The organism is Campylobacter concisus, assembly GCF_015679985.1.
Taxonomy (GTDB): Bacteria; Campylobacterota; Campylobacteria; order Campylobacterales; family Campylobacteraceae; genus Campylobacter_A; species Campylobacter_A concisus_AC.
On record NZ_CP049239.1, the window covers coordinates 865,737 to 885,514 of the forward strand.

22 protein-coding genes, 1 tRNA gene and 1 pseudogene are annotated in these 19,778 nt (G+C 37.5%); 11 read left to right on the forward strand and 13 right to left on the reverse strand.

All coding sequences use genetic code 11. The annotated features are described in order from the left end of the window. Nucleotides 1-39 precede the first annotated feature (39 nt). Both G5B98_RS04460 and G5B98_RS04465 read left to right on the forward strand, forming a co-directional pair. Nucleotides 40-849, forward strand: a complete 810-nt coding sequence (locus G5B98_RS04460; RefSeq protein WP_196087310.1) for a ferritin-like domain-containing protein — start codon at nt 40-42, stop codon at nt 847-849. After that, nucleotides 849-1,343, forward strand: coding sequence for a SixA phosphatase family protein (locus G5B98_RS04465; protein ID WP_196087311.1), 495 nt, complete (start codon nt 849-851; stop codon nt 1,341-1,343). Before G5B98_RS04460 ends, G5B98_RS04465 begins: the two co-directional genes overlap by 1 nt. A 9-nt stretch (nt 1,344-1,352) precedes the next feature. On the opposite strand, the gene G5B98_RS04470 is transcribed toward G5B98_RS04465, so the two are convergent. From G5B98_RS04470 to G5B98_RS04505, 8 genes and pseudogenes are all read right to left on the reverse strand, one after another. Then, nucleotides 1,353-2,612 (reverse strand): methyl-accepting chemotaxis protein, encoded by a 1,260-nt coding sequence (locus tag G5B98_RS04470; RefSeq protein ID WP_196087312.1) that lies wholly within the window; start codon nt 2,610-2,612, stop codon nt 1,353-1,355. A 2-nt stretch (nt 2,613-2,614) separates the two neighbouring features. Then, nucleotides 2,615-3,115: a PAS domain-containing protein gene (locus tag G5B98_RS04475; protein WP_072594212.1), complete on the reverse strand. Its 501-nt coding sequence runs from the start codon at nt 3,113-3,115 to the stop codon at nt 2,615-2,617. Nucleotides 3,116-3,136: 21 nt separating this feature from the next. Next, nucleotides 3,137-3,409 (reverse strand): annotated as a pseudogene (locus G5B98_RS04480) (type II secretion system F family protein); the annotation flags it as partial. A gap of 245 nt (nt 3,410-3,654) precedes the next feature. Further along, complete coding sequence (gene era / locus G5B98_RS04485; protein WP_196087313.1) at nt 3,655-4,524, reverse strand: GTPase Era; 870 nt, start codon at nt 4,522-4,524, stop codon at nt 3,655-3,657. Beyond that, nucleotides 4,521-5,843 (reverse strand): HslU--HslV peptidase ATPase subunit, encoded by a 1,323-nt coding sequence (gene hslU, locus G5B98_RS04490; protein ID WP_196087314.1) that lies wholly within the window; start codon nt 5,841-5,843, stop codon nt 4,521-4,523. The genes era and hslU overlap by 4 nt, the downstream gene beginning before the upstream one ends. A gap of 8 nt (nt 5,844-5,851) precedes the next feature. Then, nucleotides 5,852-6,385 (reverse strand): ATP-dependent protease subunit HslV, encoded by a 534-nt coding sequence (gene hslV, locus G5B98_RS04495; RefSeq protein ID WP_002940451.1) that lies wholly within the window; start codon nt 6,383-6,385, stop codon nt 5,852-5,854. Continuing rightward, a complete protein-coding gene (rplI, locus tag G5B98_RS04500) occupies nt 6,386-6,832 on the reverse strand; it encodes a 50S ribosomal protein L9 (RefSeq protein ID WP_151227742.1) in 447 nt (148 codons plus the stop codon). 25 nt (nt 6,833-6,857) lie between these two features. After that, entirely contained in the window at nt 6,858-8,081 is a 1,224-nt protein-coding gene (locus G5B98_RS04505; protein WP_196087315.1) for an argininosuccinate synthase, read from the reverse strand. A 202-nt stretch (nt 8,082-8,283) separates the two neighbouring features. Between G5B98_RS04505 and G5B98_RS04510 the strand changes: the two genes are divergently transcribed. The 6 genes from G5B98_RS04510 to G5B98_RS04535 are packed head-to-tail and all read left to right on the forward strand — an operon-like array spanning nt 8,284 to nt 13,856. Continuing rightward, nucleotides 8,284-10,383 carry a TonB-dependent receptor domain-containing protein gene (locus G5B98_RS04510; protein WP_232524620.1) on the forward strand — a complete coding sequence of 700 codons (2,100 nt, stop codon included), beginning with the start codon at nt 8,284-8,286 and terminating at the stop codon, nt 10,381-10,383. Continuing rightward, entirely contained in the window at nt 10,377-11,204 is an 828-nt protein-coding gene (locus tag G5B98_RS04515; RefSeq protein ID WP_196087316.1) for an alpha/beta hydrolase, read from the forward strand. The genes G5B98_RS04510 and G5B98_RS04515 overlap by 7 nt, the downstream gene beginning before the upstream one ends. 33 nt (nt 11,205-11,237) lie before the next feature. Continuing rightward, entirely contained in the window at nt 11,238-11,483 is a 246-nt protein-coding gene (locus tag G5B98_RS04520) for an RNA-binding S4 domain-containing protein (protein ID WP_196087317.1), read from the forward strand. Continuing rightward, nucleotides 11,483-11,881 carry a tRNA (adenosine(37)-N6)-threonylcarbamoyltransferase complex ATPase subunit type 1 TsaE gene (gene tsaE, locus G5B98_RS04525; RefSeq protein WP_196087318.1) on the forward strand — a complete coding sequence of 133 codons (399 nt, stop codon included), beginning with the start codon at nt 11,483-11,485 and terminating at the stop codon, nt 11,879-11,881. The genes G5B98_RS04520 and tsaE overlap by 1 nt, the downstream gene beginning before the upstream one ends. Next, a complete protein-coding gene (lptB, locus tag G5B98_RS04530) occupies nt 11,874-12,602 on the forward strand; it encodes an LPS export ABC transporter ATP-binding protein (protein WP_103559271.1) in 729 nt (242 codons plus the stop codon). Before tsaE ends, lptB begins: the two co-directional genes overlap by 8 nt. A 3-nt stretch (nt 12,603-12,605) precedes the next feature. Beyond that, complete coding sequence (locus G5B98_RS04535; protein ID WP_232524626.1) at nt 12,606-13,856, forward strand: RNA polymerase factor sigma-54; 1,251 nt, start codon at nt 12,606-12,608, stop codon at nt 13,854-13,856. On the opposite strand, the gene G5B98_RS04540 is transcribed toward G5B98_RS04535, so the two are convergent. Genes G5B98_RS04540 through G5B98_RS04550 form a run of 3 tightly spaced genes read right to left on the reverse strand, consistent with a single transcriptional unit; the run spans nt 13,857 to nt 15,705 of the window. Continuing rightward, nucleotides 13,857-14,600, reverse strand: a complete 744-nt coding sequence (locus tag G5B98_RS04540) for an RNA polymerase subunit sigma (protein ID WP_196087320.1) — start codon at nt 14,598-14,600, stop codon at nt 13,857-13,859. Nucleotides 14,601-14,638: 38 nt separating this feature from the next. Then, nucleotides 14,639-15,469 (reverse strand): adenylosuccinate lyase, encoded by an 831-nt coding sequence (locus G5B98_RS04545; protein ID WP_196087321.1) that lies wholly within the window; start codon nt 15,467-15,469, stop codon nt 14,639-14,641. A 50-nt stretch (nt 15,470-15,519) separates the two neighbouring features. Continuing rightward, nucleotides 15,520-15,705: a hypothetical protein gene (locus tag G5B98_RS04550; protein ID WP_087578813.1), complete on the reverse strand. Its 186-nt coding sequence runs from the start codon at nt 15,703-15,705 to the stop codon at nt 15,520-15,522. Nucleotides 15,706-15,815: 110 nt separating this feature from the next. On the opposite strand from G5B98_RS04550, the gene G5B98_RS04555 reads away from it, so the two are divergent. After that, a tRNA-Arg gene (locus G5B98_RS04555) sits at nt 15,816-15,892 on the forward strand. Nucleotides 15,893-15,963: 71 nt separating this feature from the next. After that, complete coding sequence (locus G5B98_RS04560; RefSeq protein ID WP_107784848.1) at nt 15,964-16,698, forward strand: imidazole glycerol phosphate synthase; 735 nt, start codon at nt 15,964-15,966, stop codon at nt 16,696-16,698. On the opposite strand, the gene murG is transcribed toward G5B98_RS04560, so the two are convergent. Both murG and G5B98_RS04570 read right to left on the reverse strand, forming a co-directional pair. Beyond that, nucleotides 16,690-17,712 carry an undecaprenyldiphospho-muramoylpentapeptide beta-N-acetylglucosaminyltransferase gene (gene murG / locus G5B98_RS04565; RefSeq protein ID WP_196087322.1) on the reverse strand — a complete coding sequence of 341 codons (1,023 nt, stop codon included), beginning with the start codon at nt 17,710-17,712 and terminating at the stop codon, nt 16,690-16,692. The genes G5B98_RS04560 and murG overlap by 9 nt on opposite strands. Beyond that, nucleotides 17,709-18,869, reverse strand: a complete 1,161-nt coding sequence (locus tag G5B98_RS04570; RefSeq protein ID WP_087585894.1) for an FtsW/RodA/SpoVE family cell cycle protein — start codon at nt 18,867-18,869, stop codon at nt 17,709-17,711. Before G5B98_RS04570 ends, murG begins: the two co-directional genes overlap by 4 nt. A gap of 92 nt (nt 18,870-18,961) precedes the next feature. Between G5B98_RS04570 and murI the strand changes: the two genes are divergently transcribed. Next, entirely contained in the window at nt 18,962-19,750 is a 789-nt protein-coding gene (gene murI / locus G5B98_RS04575; RefSeq protein ID WP_196087323.1) for a glutamate racemase, read from the forward strand. Nucleotides 19,751-19,778 lie beyond the last annotated feature (28 nt).

Sequence of the window (19,778 nt, forward strand, 5' to 3'; positions counted from 1 at the left end):
ATTTACACTCGTAAATACAGATTTATATAAAGAGAAAATATGAATTTTTTTGATGAAATTTGGGAAATTTTAAATGAAGGCGAGATTGGGCTTAAATTTTTAAAATTTGAGCTATTTTATGAGAAATTTAAACGAGATTTTAATATAAATTTTTGTGAAAGCTCTAAATCAAATGAGCTAATAACGCCTAGCTATGCAAAATTTTGTGAAGTAGTTAGCATGAAAGAGCTAAACAAAAAAGTAAAGCCAAAGGATAAAAATTTAAATTTTATCCACTCGGTAGCTCATATTGAATTTAGTGCTATTGACATTGCGCTTGATGCTTGTTATAGATTTAGAAATTTGCCAAGAGAATTTTATGAAGACTGGCTAGAAGTAGCTGAAGATGAGATCAGACACTTTTGCATGATAGAAAATTTGCTCTTAAAGCAGGGCGGTAGATACGGCGAGCTAAGTGTGCATGATGGGCTTTTTATCGCACTTCAAAAGACTTCAGATAGTCTAACTAGCCGTATGGCGCTACTGCCAAGATATATGGAGGCAAATGGGCTTGATGCAAATGCTCATATCATAAAAAGGCTTGAAGGCGAGGGCGGGCAAGAAGAGCTAATAGAGTGCCTAAAAGTCATATTAAAAGAGGAAGTTTCTCACGTTTATAAGGGCGATAAGTGGTTTAAATTTGCCTGTAAAAAAGAGGGCATTTACGAAAATAGCTACTTTGACATTATCTTAAGTTTGTATCCAAATTCATTTAAAAATGTTAGAGAGATCAATGAGCAAGATCGCTTAAAAGCTGGATTTAGCAAAGAAGAGCTTTGCTTGATAAAGAATTTCTCAAAGGAGAGATAGTGAGTAAAATTTATTTCATAAGACATTCAAAAGCGGTTGATGAGAATAAGGATGGAGCCAAAGATGCCTTAAGGGAGCTTAGTCAAAAAGGCAAAGAAGACGCTAAATTTATGGCAAATAGACTAAAAATGTATGATGTGATGCCAGAGGCTATCTTTTCAAGCAGCGCTAAAAGGTGCGAGCAAACGGCAAAGATTATCGCTAAAACTTTAAAATTTAAAGAGGAAATCGATCTTATAGATGAGCTTTATGATATAAGCTTTGAAGATCTTTTAAAATTTGTCAAAAATATAGATGAGGGTTTGGATGAAATTTTTATCATCACACACAATCCAAGCATAACTGAAATTTGCGAGTATTTAAGTGATTCATCAATAGACAATATCCCAACTTCTGGAATATTTTGCGTTGAGTTTGGATGTAAATTTAGTGAGTTAAAAGAGGGTGGTGCAAAAGCGTTATTTTTTGACCACCCCAAAAAACATCAAAGATAATTTAACACTTTAGTTTTTATCTTCAAAAATTTCGTTATATGAAGTAAAAATTTGCTCGCTTAGATCTTCTATTTTTTTAGACTTATCAACAAAATAATTTAAATTTTGTTCGTTATAGCCGGAGGCTGACTTCTCGAGCAAGAGTTTGATTTCATTATTTAGCGACGCTGTAAGCTCTTTTGACTTATCAAAATTTTTATTTTGCTTGTGTTCGCTTATACTTTCGTTCTCATACCAATCTAGCAGACTTTGCGCTAAATCACGTATTTCCTCGCTGTATCCTTGCTCGTTTATAAGATCGGAGTACACTTTGGTTTTGTAAGCGATTTGTGAAATTTTTGCGATTATAGCAAAGGTTTTATTTTCGACATATTTTGATGTTTGAGCAGTATTTTGTGCGTTCGCATTAAACTCGCTCAATACCTTTTTGAAATTTTCTACATTTTGTGTTGTTAGTTTAGAAATTTCATCGATTTTTTTAGAATTTTCATCGATATCATTTACCTCTTGCTGAAGTGTTTTTATATTGACTTCTATGTCGCTTGCGGCTTTTTGTGTGTTTTCAGCTAGCTTTCTTACCTCATCAGCAACTACCGCAAAACCACGTCCGTGCTCTCCTGCACGAGCAGCTTCAATGGCGGCATTAAGAGCAAGCAGATTTGTCTGATCGGCAATATCTTTTATTAAATTTAAAACAGAGCTTATTTCAGAAGCCCTAGTGCTTAGCATGCCAGTAGCATTTGAGCAGCTTTGTACTAGACCATCAAGCTCTCCCATGTTTTGACTAAGCTCGACGATGTTTGACATATTTTCTCTTGCTATTTGTGCAGTTTGTCTAGCATCTGTTGCTGTTTGGCTTAAATTTTTGATACTTTCATTTAGATCATCTCTTACATAATTTATACCATTTATGCCGTTTCCAAGTTTGTCAAGCTCGCTTGATAGAAGACCTCTAACCTTGCTTTTTTGGCCGTCTTTTATACCAATGACTCCATTGCTCATAGATATGGCATTTCGTTTAAATAAACCCCTAAACCCTTCTACAAATATATTTCTATATGTTTTTGAGTTTTGTGCAGCTTGGACTGAGGTTGAAATTTCACGTTGAAGCGCCTCAACTTGATCTAGCAAATCATTTATGCCAAGGGCGACTTCATACATCTCGTCCTTTTCTCCAACATTTACAATGCGAGGCTCTAGTATGCCATTGCTTGCCGATTTGACAACACTTAAAATCTCATTTATTGCATTTGATTTTTTCTTAAACATATCTAGAACCTTTGCAAGTTGTTTATAAATTCATCATAGCTTGTTGATTTTTCTTCCAAAAATTTTAATAAATATTTTTTAGATGCTTCAATACCGCCATCTCGTTCTAGCTCAAGTAATTTTGCATAAAGTGGTTTTATGATCTCTATCGCTTTTGCATTTGGCTTACGTCTAACAGAATAGTAGCCAACGATATTATCTTGCTGATCAAGCGAGGCTGTGATATTGCCAAATACCCAGTAAAATCCACCATTGAGAGTTTTATTTTTAATAAAGGCAAAAATTTCCTCTTTATTTTGTATGCGTTCCCAAAGTAGCTTGAAAATAACTCTTGGCATATCAGTGTGTCTTATTATATTGTGCGGTTTTCCCAAGAGATCGCCTTGTTTTACTCCTACGATATTTAAAAAAGGCTCGTTGCAATAAGTGATCCTTCCTTTTGTATCTGTTTTTGAAACTAAAAATGCGTTCTCATCAACGCCATATTCTCTTTCTATAGGCATTTTACTCCTTTAAATGTTGATTTAATTTTTAACAGCTTTTGCCATATCCCACATTGGCATAAATATACCAAGGGCGAGCAAAAGCACCATAGCTGCGATAAATATTAGTAGTATCGGCTCAATATAGTTTGAAATATTATCAATAATATCATTAAATTTCACTCTATAATAATCAGTAACTTTTTGTGTCATGTCATCTAAGCTACCACTTTGTTCGCCAGCACCTATCATTTGTATAAGCATACCCTCATAAAGCCCAGTTTGCCTAAAGGCCTCGGTTAAGCTTATGGTTCTTGAGATGTTTATGGTAGCTGTTATTATATCTTTGTACTCGATATAAGATATAAAAAAGTCTCACTTTAGAATATTCTTTGAAAGACTTAGCGTATCGACATTGCTATTAGAAAATCTAAAACCTTCATATTCATAAGGATCTAGCGTAACGATTGGATTATCGTTAATTTTTCTAAGCTTTAACATAAAAATTTACCTCATAATGCTCTAATTGGGCTGTATTTTAATATTTTTACAATAAAAAATCAATAACCAATTATTTTATTAAGGCTCTTTTCTTCTTTACTCCAGCCCTTCTTAACGACTACATCGAGCTTTAGAAAGACCTTTGATCCGGTTAAATTTTGTATTAACTTTCTTGCAAAAATTCCTATTCGTTTTATCGTTTCACCATTCTTACCGATGATCATACTTTTGTGAATTTCGCGCTCAGTGATGATGCTTGCAAAAATTTCAGTAATGCCAGGTTTTTCTTTTACGCTTTTTATGATCGCATCGCTAAGATATGGGATCTCATCGCTTAAATTTTCATAGATCGCTTCAAGTATAAATTCTCTAAAAATTTCCTTTTCATTTGTTGAAGTAAGAAATTCTGGATCGTAAAAGTACTCATGCTCTGGCAAAAGCTTACAAATTTCATCAAGAAGCGGCTTTTTATAGGTAGGCTGCTTGGTGCTAAAAGTAAGCAAAGATGCAAATTTATCTTGAAATTTTTGATACTGGGTGATCTTTTCTAAGACTTTAGCATTTGAGCTTTCATCAACTTTTGTTAGCACTAATATGTGTGGTTTTTCTGGATTTAGAGCTAGAAATTTCTCATAGTCGCTTGTATCATCATGAATAGGCGCTAAGAATACGATGAGATCACAGTCTCCCATCGATTTTATCGCTTGGCTGATTAGTAGTTGATTTATCGCCTTGTTGCTCTCGTGAAGTCCAGGCGTATCGGTGAAGATGATCTGATCTTCACCATTCATCACGATGCCATTTATCTTTCTGCGAGTTGCATTTTGTTTATGCGAGACGATGGCGATCTTTTCGTTCAATAAGGCATTTAAAAACGAGCTTTTGCCAGCATTTGTGCGTCCTATGATGCTAACAAAGCCTGATTTCAAAGTATATACCTCGCTAGGTCTTGATCCTCGACCACGTCTTTTAGGCGCTCTTTTACAAGCTCTTTTGTCACATTTATCTTCTCGCCGCTCTTTTCGCTAGCCTCAAAGCTGATATCTTCTATCACGCGCTCGATTACCGTATGAAGGCGTCTAGCACCGATGTCTTCCATCTTTTCATTTGCTGCGTGAGCGATCCTAGCTATCTCTTTTATCGCTTCATCGTCAAATTCTAGCTCAATATTTTCGGTTGAGAGTAGGGCGATGTATTGTTTTAAAAGCGAATTTTTTGGCTGAGTTAAAATTTGATAAAGCGCGTCCTCATCAAGGCTATCAAGCTCGACCCTTAATGGAAAACGGCCTTGAAGCTCTGGGATGAGATCGCTTGGCTTGCTTATGTGAAAGGCGCCAGCTGCGATAAATAAAATGTGATCTGTCTTTAAATTTCCAAATTTAGTATTTACATTTGAGCCCTCAACTATCGGCAACAAGTCTCTTTGCACGCCTTCTTTGCTAGGGTCTTGCCTGTTTGAACTACCTGAGCCAACGGCAACCTTATCGATCTCGTCTATAAAGATGATGCCCTCGTTTTCAGCTCTTCTTAAAGCCTCAGTTTTTACGCTCTCAAGGTCTAAAATTTTATCATTTGCCTCGCTTTGAAGGGCTTTTTTGGCGTCTTTTACCTTCATCTCTTTTTTGATATTTTTGCCGCCGATACCAATTATCTTTATAAAACTCTCTTGCATCTGCGCCATATCAGGTGGCACGTTTGAGCCAGCTTCAAGCGGGTTTTGCTGCACCTCTATCTCGATACTTAGCTCGTCAAGCTCGCCGTTTCTTAGCCTATTTAGCATCTTGTCATAGCTCTTAGCATACTCTGCTTGCTTCTCCTCACTCGCACCTTTTGGCAGTGGTGGAAGCAGTTTTGAGACGATCTTTTCTTCGATGTAGGCGTTGATTTTATCTTGATTTTTCTCGCTTTGCTCGTTTTTTACGAGATTATATGATGCCATAGCAAGGTCTCTTACCATGCTCTCAACGTCACGACCAACAAAGCCAACCTCGGTATATTTGCTAGCCTCGACCTTGATAAAAGGTAGTCCCATCATCTTTGAAAGACGCCTTGCGATCTCAGTTTTACCAACGCCAGTTGAGCCGATCATCAAGATATTTTTTGGCATGATGTCATCTTGCAAGCTCTTTTCAAGCTTCATACGGCGATATCTGTTGCGAAGCGCGATCGCTATGATCTTTTTGGCGTCCTTTTGACCGATCACATAGTCATCTAAAAATTTAACAATTTCTCTTGGTGTTAAGTTCATTTTCTCTCTTATTCTAAAACATAAGTTTTGATGTTTGTATTTGTATAGATGCAAATTTCGCCAGCGATCTTAAGGCTCTCTTTGACTAGCTCTTCTTCGTCGATATCAGCAAATTTATCTAAAGCACGGGCCGCTGAGAGAGCGTAGTTACCGCCGCTTCCGATAGCTGCTATCTTGCCATCTTCTGGCTCTACAACATCTCCAGTGCCACTAAGTAAGAAAATTTTATCCCTATCAAGCACAAGCATCATCGCCTCAAGCTTTCTTAGATACTTGTCTTTGCGCCACTCTTTGCTAAATTCTATAACCGCCTTTAGCAAATCGCCCTTTGTATGCTCTAAATTTTTCTCAAACATATCAAAAAGATTAAACGCGTCAGCAGTGCTACCAGCAAAGCCAGCTAGGACTTTGCCGTTGTGAATTTTGCGGATTTTTACGGCATTGCCTTTTAAGACGGTGTTGCCAAAGCTCACCTGTCCGTCGCCACCGATGACCGCTTTATTTTTGCCTTTGTAGGCTAAGATGGTTGTCGCATGAAACATCTACTCTCCTTGCACATCAACCTTCAAGCTCGCATTTATCGAGTGTCCTAGCTTTACATGAACGTCATAAAGGCCGACTGCTTTTAAGTGAGTGTCCATGTCGATCGCTTTTTTCTCGACAACTAAATGATGCGTTTTTTCAAGCTCTGCTGCGATCTCTTCTTTTGAAACTGAGCCAAAAAGCGAGCCATTTGCACCAAGAGTTTTTTTGATGACAACTGTCACTTTTTCAAGCTCTTCTTTAAGCTTTTCTAAATTTGTGATCTCATATTTTAGCTCTTCGGCCTTTCTTTTTTGGGCTGCTTCATATTGGCGAAGAACGTCTGGAGTAGCTGCTTTTGCAAAGCCTTTGCCGATTAAGAAGTTGTTGCCATAGCCGTCTTTTACCTCTTTTATCTCGCCAGCTTTTCCAAGTCCTTTTACGTCTTTTATTAATAATACTTTCATTTTTGTCCTTTTAAATTTTTATTTCTTAGTCAAATTTTCGCCCATTTTTGCGTGCGATGATGAAGCGAAGTGCATTTAGCTTGATAAATCCCTCTGCATCTTTTTGATCATAAACGCTGTCTTCTTCAAATGTGCAGTATGCCTCACTAAATAGATTATCATCTTTACTACTTCTGCCAAGGATAGTCACGTTGCCTTTATAAAGCTCAACTTTTACAGAGCCATTTACGTGCTCTTGGCTCTTGTCGATGAGTGCTTGGAGCATATTTCGCTCAGGTGACCACCAGTAGCCGTTGTAAATTAGCTCGGCGTATTTTGGCATGATCTCATCTTTTAAGTGAGCTGCGCCGCGGTCAAGCGTGATGCTCTCGATCGCTCTATGAGCTTTTAGCATTATCGTGCCGCCAGGAGTTTCGTAGCATCCGCGACTCTTCATACCAACAGAGCGGTTTTCTACGATGTCAAGTCTGCCTATACCGTGTTTTGCGCCAAGGCGGTTTAGCTCGGTTAAAATTTCAGCTGGGCTCATTTTTTTGCCGTTTATGCTTACTGGATCGCCTTTTTCATAGCCGATCTCAATGATCTCGCTTTTATCTGGAGCATCTTTTGGGTTTACTGTCCATCTCCACATATCATCTTCTGGTGCGTGACTTGGGTCTTCAAGCACTAGACCTTCATAGCTTATGTGAAGTAAATTTGCGTCCATTGAGTATGGGCTTTTGCCTGGTTTTTTGGTGATATCTATGCCGTTTTTCTCAGCGTATGCCAAAAGTTTTTCACGACTATTTAGATCCCACTCGCGCCATGGAGCTATAATAGTTAGGTTGTCGCCAAGCGCGTAGTATCCAAGCTCAAAGCGAACTTGGTCGTTGCCTTTGCCTGTTGCTCCGTGGCTCACGCCATCAGCGCCAACAAGTCTTGCGATCTCACTTTGGCGTTTTGCTATTAGTGGGCGCGCTATTGAAGTGCCAAGCAGATACTCGCCCTCGTAGACTGCATTTGCTCTAAACATTGGAAACACATAATCACGTACAAATTCTTCTCTTAAATCTTCTATAAAAATATTTTCAGGCTTTACACCAAGTGCTAAGGCTTTTTTGCGTGCAGGCTCTAGCTCTTCGCCTTGGCCAATGTCAGCTGTAAATGTGACTACTTCGCAGTTATATTCATCTTGAAGCCATTTTAAAATGATACTTGTGTCAAGTCCGCCAGAGTATGCTAAAACCACTTTTTTTACGCCTTTTTTCATAGCTCTTCCTTTTGTTAAAATGGTCGTATTTTAGCCTAAATTGATTAATTTTTAATAAACTAATTTAATAAATAATGTAAGTTTTTTCTTAGAAAATTTTATAAAAAAGATTAGTATTTAAAATTATGATAATTAATATTGTTTTAAAAGATACTTTGTTAAATTTCAAACTTTTTCAAATTAAATTTTTAAAAGGATAGTCGTGAGAAAAACAAAATTTATTGCCATCTGCCTTAGTGTTTGTGTGGCAAATTCACTCTTTGGAGCAGAGCATAAAGACAATAACGAAACAAGGCTTGATGGTGTTGTAGTAAGTGCGAGTGGCTTTTCGCAGCAGATCAAAGAGGCTCCTGCGAGCATAAGCGTGATAAGTGGCGATGAGCTTACAAAAGATAGCTTTACTTCGCTCCACTCTATCGCCCAAAAAGTGCCAGGCGTAAATGTCGTTGGCGGTGAGGACGGTCCAGCTAGTGGTATCTCAATACGTGGCATGGAAAGCTCACAAACACTAGTTTTAATTGATGGCAAAAGGGTAAATTCAAGCAGCGCAAATCCAAAGGGCGGAGCAGGGGATATGAACTCAAATTTCATCCCACCAGCTGAAGCGATCGAGCGCATAGAGATCATCCGCGGACCTATGAGCTCGCTTTATGGTAGCGACGCAGTTGGTGGCGTGATAAATATCATCACTAAAAAAGATTTTTCAAAATTTAACGGCAACGTCGGCATCTCAACCACGATAAACACGCACAAAGGCATAGGTGATGGTAGACAGGGGGACTTTTATCTGAATTTGCCACTTTATAAAGAGTTTTTAGCGCTTCAGCTTTGGGGCTATAAAAAACTAAGAGATGAGGACAACTATAAAGGCGGATATCAAAAGAGCGATAAGAGAAATTTAAGCGCAAAACTTTGGATCACACCAGATGAACACAATAAATTTTTCATCCTTGGCTCAAATGAAAGGCATGATTACTCAAGAACTGTTGGAAAGTCAGCCACTACTAGAACAAATAGACTTCTAAACGCCTATGACTATGAGAAAAAGAGCTATGGCGTGGGCTATCTTGGCGAATTTGATAACCTAAATGTCGATCTTAGCTACATCTATGATCAGACGCAAAGAACGAGCCTTTTTGATAAATTCATACCTGCAAAAGCTAAAAATTACAACTTTAATTCAAAATTTACAACCTTTCTTGGTGCTCACGCACTAACTTTTGGCTATGACTTTAGCAAACAAAATGTCGGCACGACCTTCATCGTCTCAAACGCCTCAAAAAATGGCCTCGAAAGTCCAAAAAGCTACTCGATGAGTGAGCATGCGGGATTTATCGAAGATGAGTGGCAAATTTTAGATGAGAAGCTATTTTTAACACTTGGCACAAGACTCACGCACAACGAATTCTTTGGCAACCACCTCTCGCCAAGAGCCTACCTAGTCTATAATGCCACAGATACGCTAAGCTTAAAAGGTGGCGTAGCAACTGGCTATAAAACGCCAAATGTCAATCAAATCTCCCCAGAAGTAGGCACTATTCAAAATGCTTGGAAAATAGTTGATTTTGGAAACAAAGATCTAAAGCCAGAAAAAAGTATAACTTACGAAGTTGGTGCATATTATGACAATCAGGCTGATTTTAGAGGCTCGGTAATGTTTTTTAAAAATGAATTTAAAGACAAGATCCTAGATACTGACGGCAGTAATGTAAATAGAATTCCAGCTTTTGGTACTTGCACAAATGCACCAGACGTTACTTGCCCTGGCTGGGGAACTTACTTTAACATTGAGGGTGCGACCGTTTGGGGAGTGGAGCTAAGTGGTGACTACGACATCCTTTCAAATCTAAATCTAACCTCAAACTACACCTATAATAAGTCAAAGATAAAAACTGGCAACCCAACGATAAATACGCCAAGAGGCCCTATGAAATTTAGTGAGACAAATCTTGGCAGACTTGATGCAAAAAGCCTAACAGCAACCCCAGAGCATGCATTTCATGCAACACTTGCTTATAAACCAATTAAGAGTGTAAAAACATTCTTCACCACAAACTATGAGAGCAAGCTTACTAGTGTGAAATTTGGCCCTGGCAATAAAGTGAGTGAAAATGACAAAAATTTACTCACATTTGATACAGGTGTAAGCTGGGATGCAAATAAACACCTAACACTTAGCCTAAATGCCTACAATATCTTTGATAAAGTAAGATACGATGAGGCGCTAGCAGACGACGGCAACTACTACTGGTATCCGCAAGAGGGTAGGAGATTTTGGTTTAAGGTCGCTGCAAAATGGTAAGAGCGTTTAAATTTTTGCTTTTTACGCTTGGTGTGGCACAGACTTTGCACGCAGGACCTAGTCAAACGCCTGAGTCATTAAGCCAAAAAGCCGCTAGTAAATTTGAAATTTCAACCTTTAAAATGAGCGCAAATAATGAAATTTATAAAATTTTCACAGCCAAGCTGAAAGGGCAAAATGAGTTTAAAAATGTGCTTTTCTTGCTTGACGCAAACGCCCAGTTTAACATGCTCTTAAATGAATTTGATGGCAAGGCTGCACCGCTAATAATAGGCATAGGATATGACACAGACAAAAGCTATGAAGTAGAAAAACGCACAAGAGACCTCACGCCAAAGGCAGAGGGTGAGGAGTTTAGTAAAGGTGGTGGCGCAGATGCGTTTTACCACTTTTTAACTAAAAATTTAGTGCCGCTAATCGATGAGAAATTTAACGTGCAAGATAGTCAAAAAAGTCTTTATGGTCACTCTTTTGGCGGTCTTTTTACGCTCTATGCCTTACTAAAAAATGAGGGCGTATTTTCAAATTTCTTTATCGCTTCGCCATCTCTTTGGTGGGGTGAATCTGAAATTTTAAAGCAAAACGTGAGTGAGGATAAATTTAAAGAGAAGCTAAAGGCCAAATTTGTCTTTCTTAGCGTTGGTGAGCTTGAAAAGAGAAAGGGCAAAACAGACAAAGCTGGCATTTTAAAGGCGAGCGATCTAGCCCAAATTTTAAAGCAAAGCGGCGTAAATTCTCACTTTGAGCTTTTTAAAAATGAAACCCATGGCAGCGTCATACCTCTAAATTTAAAAGAGCTTTTAAAATATCTAAAGGATTAAAAATTTAAGGCTATTTTTGTTAAAATCCGCCGCATGAGAGTAGATAAATTTTTAAACGTAGTAAATATCACCAAAAGGCGTGCCGTTAGCGAAGATATGTGCAAAAGCGGCGTTGTGAGTATCAACGGCGTGCAGGCAAAAGCGGCAAAAGATGTTAAGGTTGGCGATGTGGTTAGCATCAAATTTCTAACGCGTGAGGCGAGATACGAGGTGCTAGCGATCCCAACTACAAAAAGCATACCAAAAAGCACTCAAAGCGAATATATAAAAGAGCTTTGATGGTTTTTGAGCTTTTAGAAAATGAGCTAGACCGGCTTGTGCAGGTGCTACCAAAAAGTGGCGTGGTGCTACTAAGTGGCGATCTAGCAAGTGGCAAAACGACGCTTGTAAAGGCGATCATCAAGGCTCATGGCATAGATGAGAGCGTGACGTCGCCTACGTTTTCTTTGATGCAAATTTATGGTAAAGATATCTACCACTACGACATTTATCAGATCGGATTTGACGGGATGGCAAAAAACGGCCTTTTTGAAAATTTGTTTGAAGAGGGGCTTCATCTAGTAGAGTGGAGCGATGAAAATTTAGAAAAAGCTTTAAAGAAAAACGGCGAGAGCTATACGTTAGTAAAAATTTCTCCTAGCAAAAATGGCAGAAAATACGAGGTTATAAGTGCATAAACTAGAAGTAAAAGATCTAAAAAAGACGATAAAGAAAAGTGAGATCATAAAAGGTATATCTTTAGAGGTAAATAGCGGCGAAGTGGTGGGGCTTCTTGGGCCAAATGGTGCTGGAAAGACGACTACTTTTTATATGATTTGCGGACTCATCTCGCCAACTAGCGGAGATGTTTTTTTAAATGACGAAAAGATCACAAACGTGCCACTTCACAAAAGAGCGCACCTTGGTATTGGCTATTTGCCGCAAGAGTCAAGCATATTTAAAGAGCTAAGTGTCGAAGAAAATTTACTTCTTGGGGCTGAAATTTTAAATCAAAGCGAAGAAGAGATAGCAAAAAGAGTAAATGAGATGCTAAATATGCTAAATATCGAGCCTATTCGCCTAAGAAAGGGTGTTAGCCTAAGTGGTGGCGAGCGTAGACGCTGTGAGATAGCTAGAAGCCTCATCATAAAGCCAAAATTTTTGCTGCTTGATGAGCCATTTGCAGGCGTCGATCCTATCGCAGTTAGCGACATCCAAAGTATTGTTAGAGACCTTAAAAAGCTAGGTATCGGCGTTTTGATAACCGACCACAACGTTCGTGAGACGCTAGCTATTTGTGACAGAGCCTACGTCATCAAAGATGGCTCGCTACTAGCAAGCGGCAGTGCGAGCGAAGTGGCAAACAACAAGCTCGTTAGAACGCACTATCTTGGCGAAGAATTTAAGCTGCTTGAGTAGATGATGCTAAGGCAAAAGCAAACTTTAGCGCCAAAGATTAAGCTAAACCAAACGCTACGAAGTTGGCTTCCTATACTTCAAAGCGGGCTTGATGAGCTAAAAGAGACGCTTGAGCCTTTTATAAAAGACAATCCATTTGCCACAATTGAGCATAAAAATTTAGAAAAAAGCGAGAAAAAGCGAAATTTTTTCGAGCAGGTTAGCAAAAACTCGGTTAGCGAGAGCATCGAGGCTTTAAGCATCTATAAAGAAAGCCTCTATGAAAAGCTCGTTAGCCAGATAAATCCGCCACTTTTCCCCACGCAAAAGTCTCAAGATATCGCATATAAGATCATCGAGTGCTTAGACGATGAGGGCTATTTTTCCTATGATAATGAAATTTTTGCTGATTTTTGCGAGAGCGAGGTGGAGCGAGTTAGGGCGAGATTTGCCTACCTTGAGCCATGTGGAGTGGGCGCAAAAGATGTGAAAGATAGCTTTTTGTTTCAGCTAAGCGAGGTAGAGGCAAGTGATGAGATCATAGAGTGTGCGAAAAAGATTATCTTAAATTTTGAAAATATAGAAAAGCTTAGAAAACTTAAATTTTACGACGATGCGCTAAAGATTATAAAAAAATTTAAAAATCCCCCGGCCATTGAGTATCTCGAAGATGAAAAAGAGGCGGTGCCTGATATCTTCGTGCTAAGCACAAGCAGTGGCATAAGTGTGCAGATAAATGATGAGTACTATCCAGAAATTTTGGTTGATACCGAGGGATTAGACGAGAAAGAGGCTTTTGTAAGCTCGCGCATAAAAGAGGCAAGCGAGCTCATAGACGCACTTGAGATGAGAAAAGCGACGCTTTATAAGATAGGGCTTATGATAGTTGAGTACCAGTATGACTACTTCTTGGGCGGCGACATAAAGCCCATGAAGCTAAAAGACCTAGCAGACGAGCTTGGGCGCAACCCTTCAACCATATCAAGAGCGATCGCAAACAAATATCTAAGCTGTTCAAGAGGTACGGTCGCACTTAAAAATTTCTTTTCAACTGGCTTTGACGATGAGACCTCAAACGCTGCGATAAAGGAATTTTTGCTAGAGCTTATCAAAAATGAAGACCACAAAAAGCCACTTTCTGATCTAAAAATCCAAGAGCTCATACAAGCTAAATTTAACATCCAAATCGTTCGCCGAACCATCACAAAATACCGCAAAATCCTAAATATCGGAAGCTCAAGCCAGCGAAAAAGAGTCTATCAGATAAACGGCTAACTACCACTCATTTACAGCAAAAAGTATGGCCTTGCGCATCTGTGCAAAAAGTTCGCTACTAAGCTCTTCGTACTCTTTGCCACGTTTTTTATATTGTGCCATGCCCGCTGCATCGTCGTTCCAAGAGCCCATACCGCCAAAGACATCAGCCAAGCTTGCCGCAGCAAAAAGAGCTAAATTTTTCTTTGGCATAAGCGGTGCATTAAATATCTTTTGATCATCATTGCTTGAAGATCTAAGTGATTTTAATGCCCTGCGAAAACACTCACCAAAATTCTCACACTCTATCTCATCTGCAAAGGCTGCTATCTTGGTAAGTATGGCCATAAAAGCTTCTGTGTTGTCGCTAAAATTTTCTAAATTAACATCTTTTTCAAGACCAATTTCTTTATATACTATGTTCCAGTCTCTTTGATCTTTGTTGTATTTCCAGTAGGGCACGAAGCAGCTTATGTGCTCTTTAAAAATGCAAATGATCGATTTTGCGGTAGAGTTTGAAAAGCTAAGCAATAAACGTTCATCTGATGAGCCAGTTAAATTTGCAGTAAGTCTTACATCTCTCAATCCAAGCTTTAATGCATGCTCAAACCACTCATTTACGCCATTTGCCCTATGATCTGAGAGAAAGTGAAAATTTATACTATTTTCGTAGCTAGTGCCATTATATAGGATAGGAGAATTTGACTTTATGGCCTGCTTTACGGCAACAATAATGGCGCATATATTAAACATTTCACCATTCATTTTCGCTCTTTTTAATAGCCATTGTGGTAAGCCGTGCTCTAGCCAACCATCACAAAATTTTCTTGATTTTTAAAGTATGGTTTTAGGCTCTCATAAGCAGATTGAATATTTTTAAATTTCTTTGCGTATTCTTCTTGTATGAGAGGATTTTTGTTGGCGTGCCTGTCTGGGTGATAGATATTTACGAGTGAAAGATAGCTTTGCCTGATAGTTTCAAAGTCATCATCTTTTTTGCAACCTAAAATCTCAAAATTTTCCTCAAGTAAATTTGCAAGCACAGAAAATCTGCTTACAAATTTAGATGAGCTTTTTATTTTTATGCCTTGTTTAAAGGCTTTGTAGTCTTTTTCATCATAGATAAAATTTACGCTAAATTTTGGATAGTTTCTTTTGTAGAGTAGTTTGTTTAATGTGTTTATGTCGTTGTCATTTGAGATGGTGATGTTTAAAAAATCATCATTTTTGCTAAAAGCAATATTGCTTTTTGCCAGACTCTCGCTGATATAGCTAGCAAAGTCTCTGCAAAGTGCATCTTTTAGTTCAAATTTGACTTCATTTTTTACAAAATTTACGTTTAGACTAATGACTGGAGTTAGGGTATTTTTTTGAACAAAGCCAAGCTTTATGGTTTTATAGTTTGCAAAACGAATATCAAGCTTATCATCACTTTGCTTTTCATAAAGTTTTTTTATAAATTTTAAAAAGCACTTGCGTTGTGGGATTTCGCTCTCTTCATAAAACGAAATAACCTTATTTTTATTAGATAAAATTTTTGTAAAATTTCTGCTTATCATATCTCTAAGCTCACGAAACAAAGTGTCATTATCAGTTAAAATGCTTAGAGATTCTAATGTTTGCGTAACTTTCATTGCCTACTCCACATAAAATATTACATGTTTTAGCAATAAGCATTCCAAATTTATATTTTTCTTATATTTTGACCTTTAATGTACTCTGCAAATTCGTTTTTTAGTTTATTTTCTTTATACAAGATCGCCTCTTCTTTTGTATGAGAAACGGCTTCTTTTTGAGTTTTTTTGATCTCACCTTGCTCTTTAGTAAGTTCTTTTTTTATCTCTTTTAAACTATCGAAAAAATCATTCATTTTTGCTCCTTTTATTTTTATCGGATTTTACTAAAACAGTTATAAAATTAAAATGAATACAATTTTTCTTTAAGGAAAGTTTAGCTAATATCTCGACTTAACTTTCTTGTGCGCTCGTAGCTCAGCTGGATAGAGCATTTGATTGCGGTTCAAAAGGTCAGAGATTCGAATTCTCTCGGGCGCACCATCTTTTTAATTCTTAATGACAAACTTCATAATTTTTATAGTAAAATAAGCAAAAAAATTAAAAGAGAAAAAATGGATTTTCAAAATATTCAAAAACAAATTTTGGTACTAAAAGAAAGTTTGACAGCATTAGAACAAAATAGTGAGCACGAGATCGGGTTGGCAGTTGGGGTTGTTGAGTTTAATAAAAACGCTGATGAACTTAAAAAAAAGCTTGCAAATTTAAAAGGTGAAAGCGATTTCTTTAAAAGTGTCTTCAATACAGAGGACTATTATGAAAACATTAGTACTTATTTGGAGCAGATAAAGAGAAGCTTAAATTATAAAATTGAGAAAAACGGTGTGAGCTTTAAGGCAAATGAAAATTTACAAGAAAGCTATGTCGCCATTTTAAATATAATAGAAATTTTGGTAGCAGAGTATCAAATACAAAACAAAAATAAAGCGAAAAATCTCTTTTCTAGGACAACAGATACTACTCAAATAAAATCAATACTTGCGGAGCTAAATACTCTACAAGAGCGCATACATAATGTTTTGCATATTCATTCTAGGATAGTTTCAAATGTTATTTTGCAAAATTTTAAGATAATTTATACGTTCTTTTATAATTGTATTAAGGCTGCAAAGCAACGCAAAGATGAGCTTTTACTGGTGGAGATCGCGGGTATAACTGACAAGATAATAACTATGATAAAACCAGTCTTTAGTGCAAAAATTTTAAACACAAATGAGCTTATTTATCACTACTTAATCTTTGAGCTAAAAGAACTAAAAGCTTGTGCGATAGGCGAGGAGCTAGTTTAAAATTTTATCAATTATCTCTTTTGCTCCATTTGGCAGAAGGATCTCTTTTAGAGCTTTACTGCTTTTGTTTAGATCAAAATTTTCTATCATTCTTATAACTTCATCTTTGTCTAAATTTTCTCCATTTTGCAAGCAAATTTCAGCAATGCCTTTATCTTTTAAAAAATTTGCATTGTAGTATTGATGATTACCAGCAGCATAAGGAAACGGCACAAAGATAGATGGCAAAGCATTTGCACAAAGCTCCCAAAGCGAGCTAGCTCCTGCTCTTGATATGGCAAGGTCAGCCTTGCTCATCTTATTTTCTATCTCTTTACTAAATTCAAAAATTTCTAAATTCGTTTCATTAAAGCCAAGTTCATCATATCTTTTTTTAAGTTCATCAAAGCCGTTTTTACCACATTGATGAATTATATTTATGCCTTTTTCTTTAAGATATGGAGCTAAATTTATAGCTAGCTCGTTTATCGCTTTTGCACCTTGCGAGCCTCCTAAAAACAAAATAGTCTTTAGCTCCTCTCTCACTCTTGCACTATCGAAAAATTTCTTTGCCACTGGGTAAGGGTAGGGCAAAGCTTCATCATAAGAGCTAAAAAAGTCTTTCGCATAAGGCTTTAAAATTTTATTTAATTTACCCATTACAGCATTTTGTTCGTGGATAAAAAGTGGCACTTTTGAGATGATTGCCGCAATGGCCGCTGGAGCTGCTGAATAGCCACCAACGCTAATGACTGCCTTAACGTCATTTTGCTTAAAAATTTTTCTACATTTTAAGGCAAGATTTACGATATTTGTTAGTGATTTTAGCTTAGCAAAGCCTCTTTTATTTACTACGCCACTACTTGGTAAGAAAAATTTTTGTAAAAAATTCTCGTCATTTTCAAACCAAAATTTATCTTGCCCACTAGTTGAGCCGATAAATATAGGCTTAATATCTCGTCTATTTAGCTCCTCGCAAAAGCTTCTTGCGATCGCTAAATGCCCACCAGTACCTCCACCGCAAATAACAATCATAATTTTGCCCTTTTACTAACCATCAAAACCATGCCGATACCGATACAAATCGCAAGCACAGAGCTACCGCCGTAACTAAGAAATGGCACAGCAATACCTTTGATAGGCGTGATCGATGTGATGCCATAGCTATTCATTAAAAATGAAAACGATAATATAAGCCCGACACCAAGCGTAAATAAATGATAGACCTTATTTTCGCTTCTAGCTGAAATTCTAAAAATTCTATAAAGTAGCGTTATAAATATAGCTACGATACACAAAATACCAAATACACCAACCTCTTCAGCGATACCAGCTAGTACAAAGTCAGTATGAACCTCACTTAAAAAGCCAAGTTTAAAGATACCAGCGCCAAGCCCTTCGCCGAAAAATTCGCCATGCTTTATAGCGTTTAACGAGTGAGAAATTTGATATGGCTCTGGCGCATCAGCCACTCTTAATACATCTGCAACGCTATCAGGCAAGAAAGAAAGCACCATATTTTGTATCGTGCCCCACCATGACTTTATACGTAAAATTCTATGCTCAGAGCTGATTATCGCTACTGTCATAACAAAAGCAGCTCCTAAGATACCGATGCTAAAAAGTCTCGCACTTGCTCCTGCAAAAAGTGCCATCGTCACAAATGTAAGCGCCAGTACGACCACTTGACCAAGGTCATTTTGCATAACAGCGATAAGAAAGATAGCAACACCAAAAAGAATAATATAAGGCATAAGTATCTTAACCTCATCTAGCAAGGTCCTTTTGCCTTCACTAAATTTTCTAGTAAAACTCCAAGCCAAGAAGTAGACAAAACCGATTTTAAAAAACTCAACTGGAGCTAGTGAAAAACCAGGTAGCCTGATCCAACGCCTAGCACCACCAGCATCAGTCACCATAGAAGCTGGCAATGCATGCATTAGCCCCATGGCGATACCGCAAGATATAAGAAGGCCAAACCCTATCCAAACAAGCGTCTTTTCAGGATTGAGCCTAGAAAGCCACCACATAATGAAAATTCCAATACAACCAACAATGAACTGGCGGATGAAAAAGTGAAATTCGTCGTAATTAAAAAATAAAACCGTAAAAACTGGCAAAGATAGTGAAAAAATAATACTTATAGCGATCAAAGTCGAACAAAGATAGAAAATGATCTTATCAACTGCCAAAATTTAACTCCAAGTTTAAAAAGTGCCAAAGTATAATAAAAAACGGCTTACAAAGATATTATTTGCTATAATTGCAGGCTTTAAGGAAGGGCATGAAGATAGGTATATTTGACTCAGGACTTGGCGGGCTGAGCGTCTTAAATGAAGCTTTAAGCAAGCTTAGTGAGCATGAATTTTTATATTACGCAGACGTGAAAAATGTCCCATACGGACAAAAGAGTAGGGATGAGATCTTAAAATTTAGCTTTGATGCGGTGAAATTTCTCATAGAAAATGGCGCAAACGCCGTTGTAGTAGCTTGTAATACGGCAACAAGCGTGGCGATAAAAGAGCTTAGAGCAAATTTAAATGTACCCATAATCGGCATGGAGCCAGCTGTAAAAAAAGCTCATGACTTAAGCCATAATGATGCCTTAAAGACGCTTGTCATAGCCACTCCGGTCACCGTAAATGGTGCAAAATTAAAAGAGCTGATCGCAAATTTACACGCAAAAGATAAGACTGAGCTGCTCGCTCTACCACGCCTTGTAAATTTTGCTGAAAATGGGGAATTTGACACCGAGAATGTGAAATCATATCTAAAAGAAGAGTTAGACAAATTTGTTCTAAGCAAATTTGGCTTTTTGGTGCTTGGCTGCACGCACTTTAACTATTTTAAAGATAGCCTAAGAGAAATTTTGCCATCAAATATAAGCATAATTGATGGCAACGAAGGGACAATAAACCGACTCATAAGTGAGCTTGGACTAAAAATTTCTACTTTAGATCAAGCCCCAAAAGTTAGATTTTTCTATTCTGGTGATGAAGTATTCAGTAAATTTGAGCTAGATAAAATTTCAAGAAATTTAGCTAGATTAGAGAAGATGAGAGAGATTTACTAGACTAAATTTAGCTAAAACCTTGAGCCAA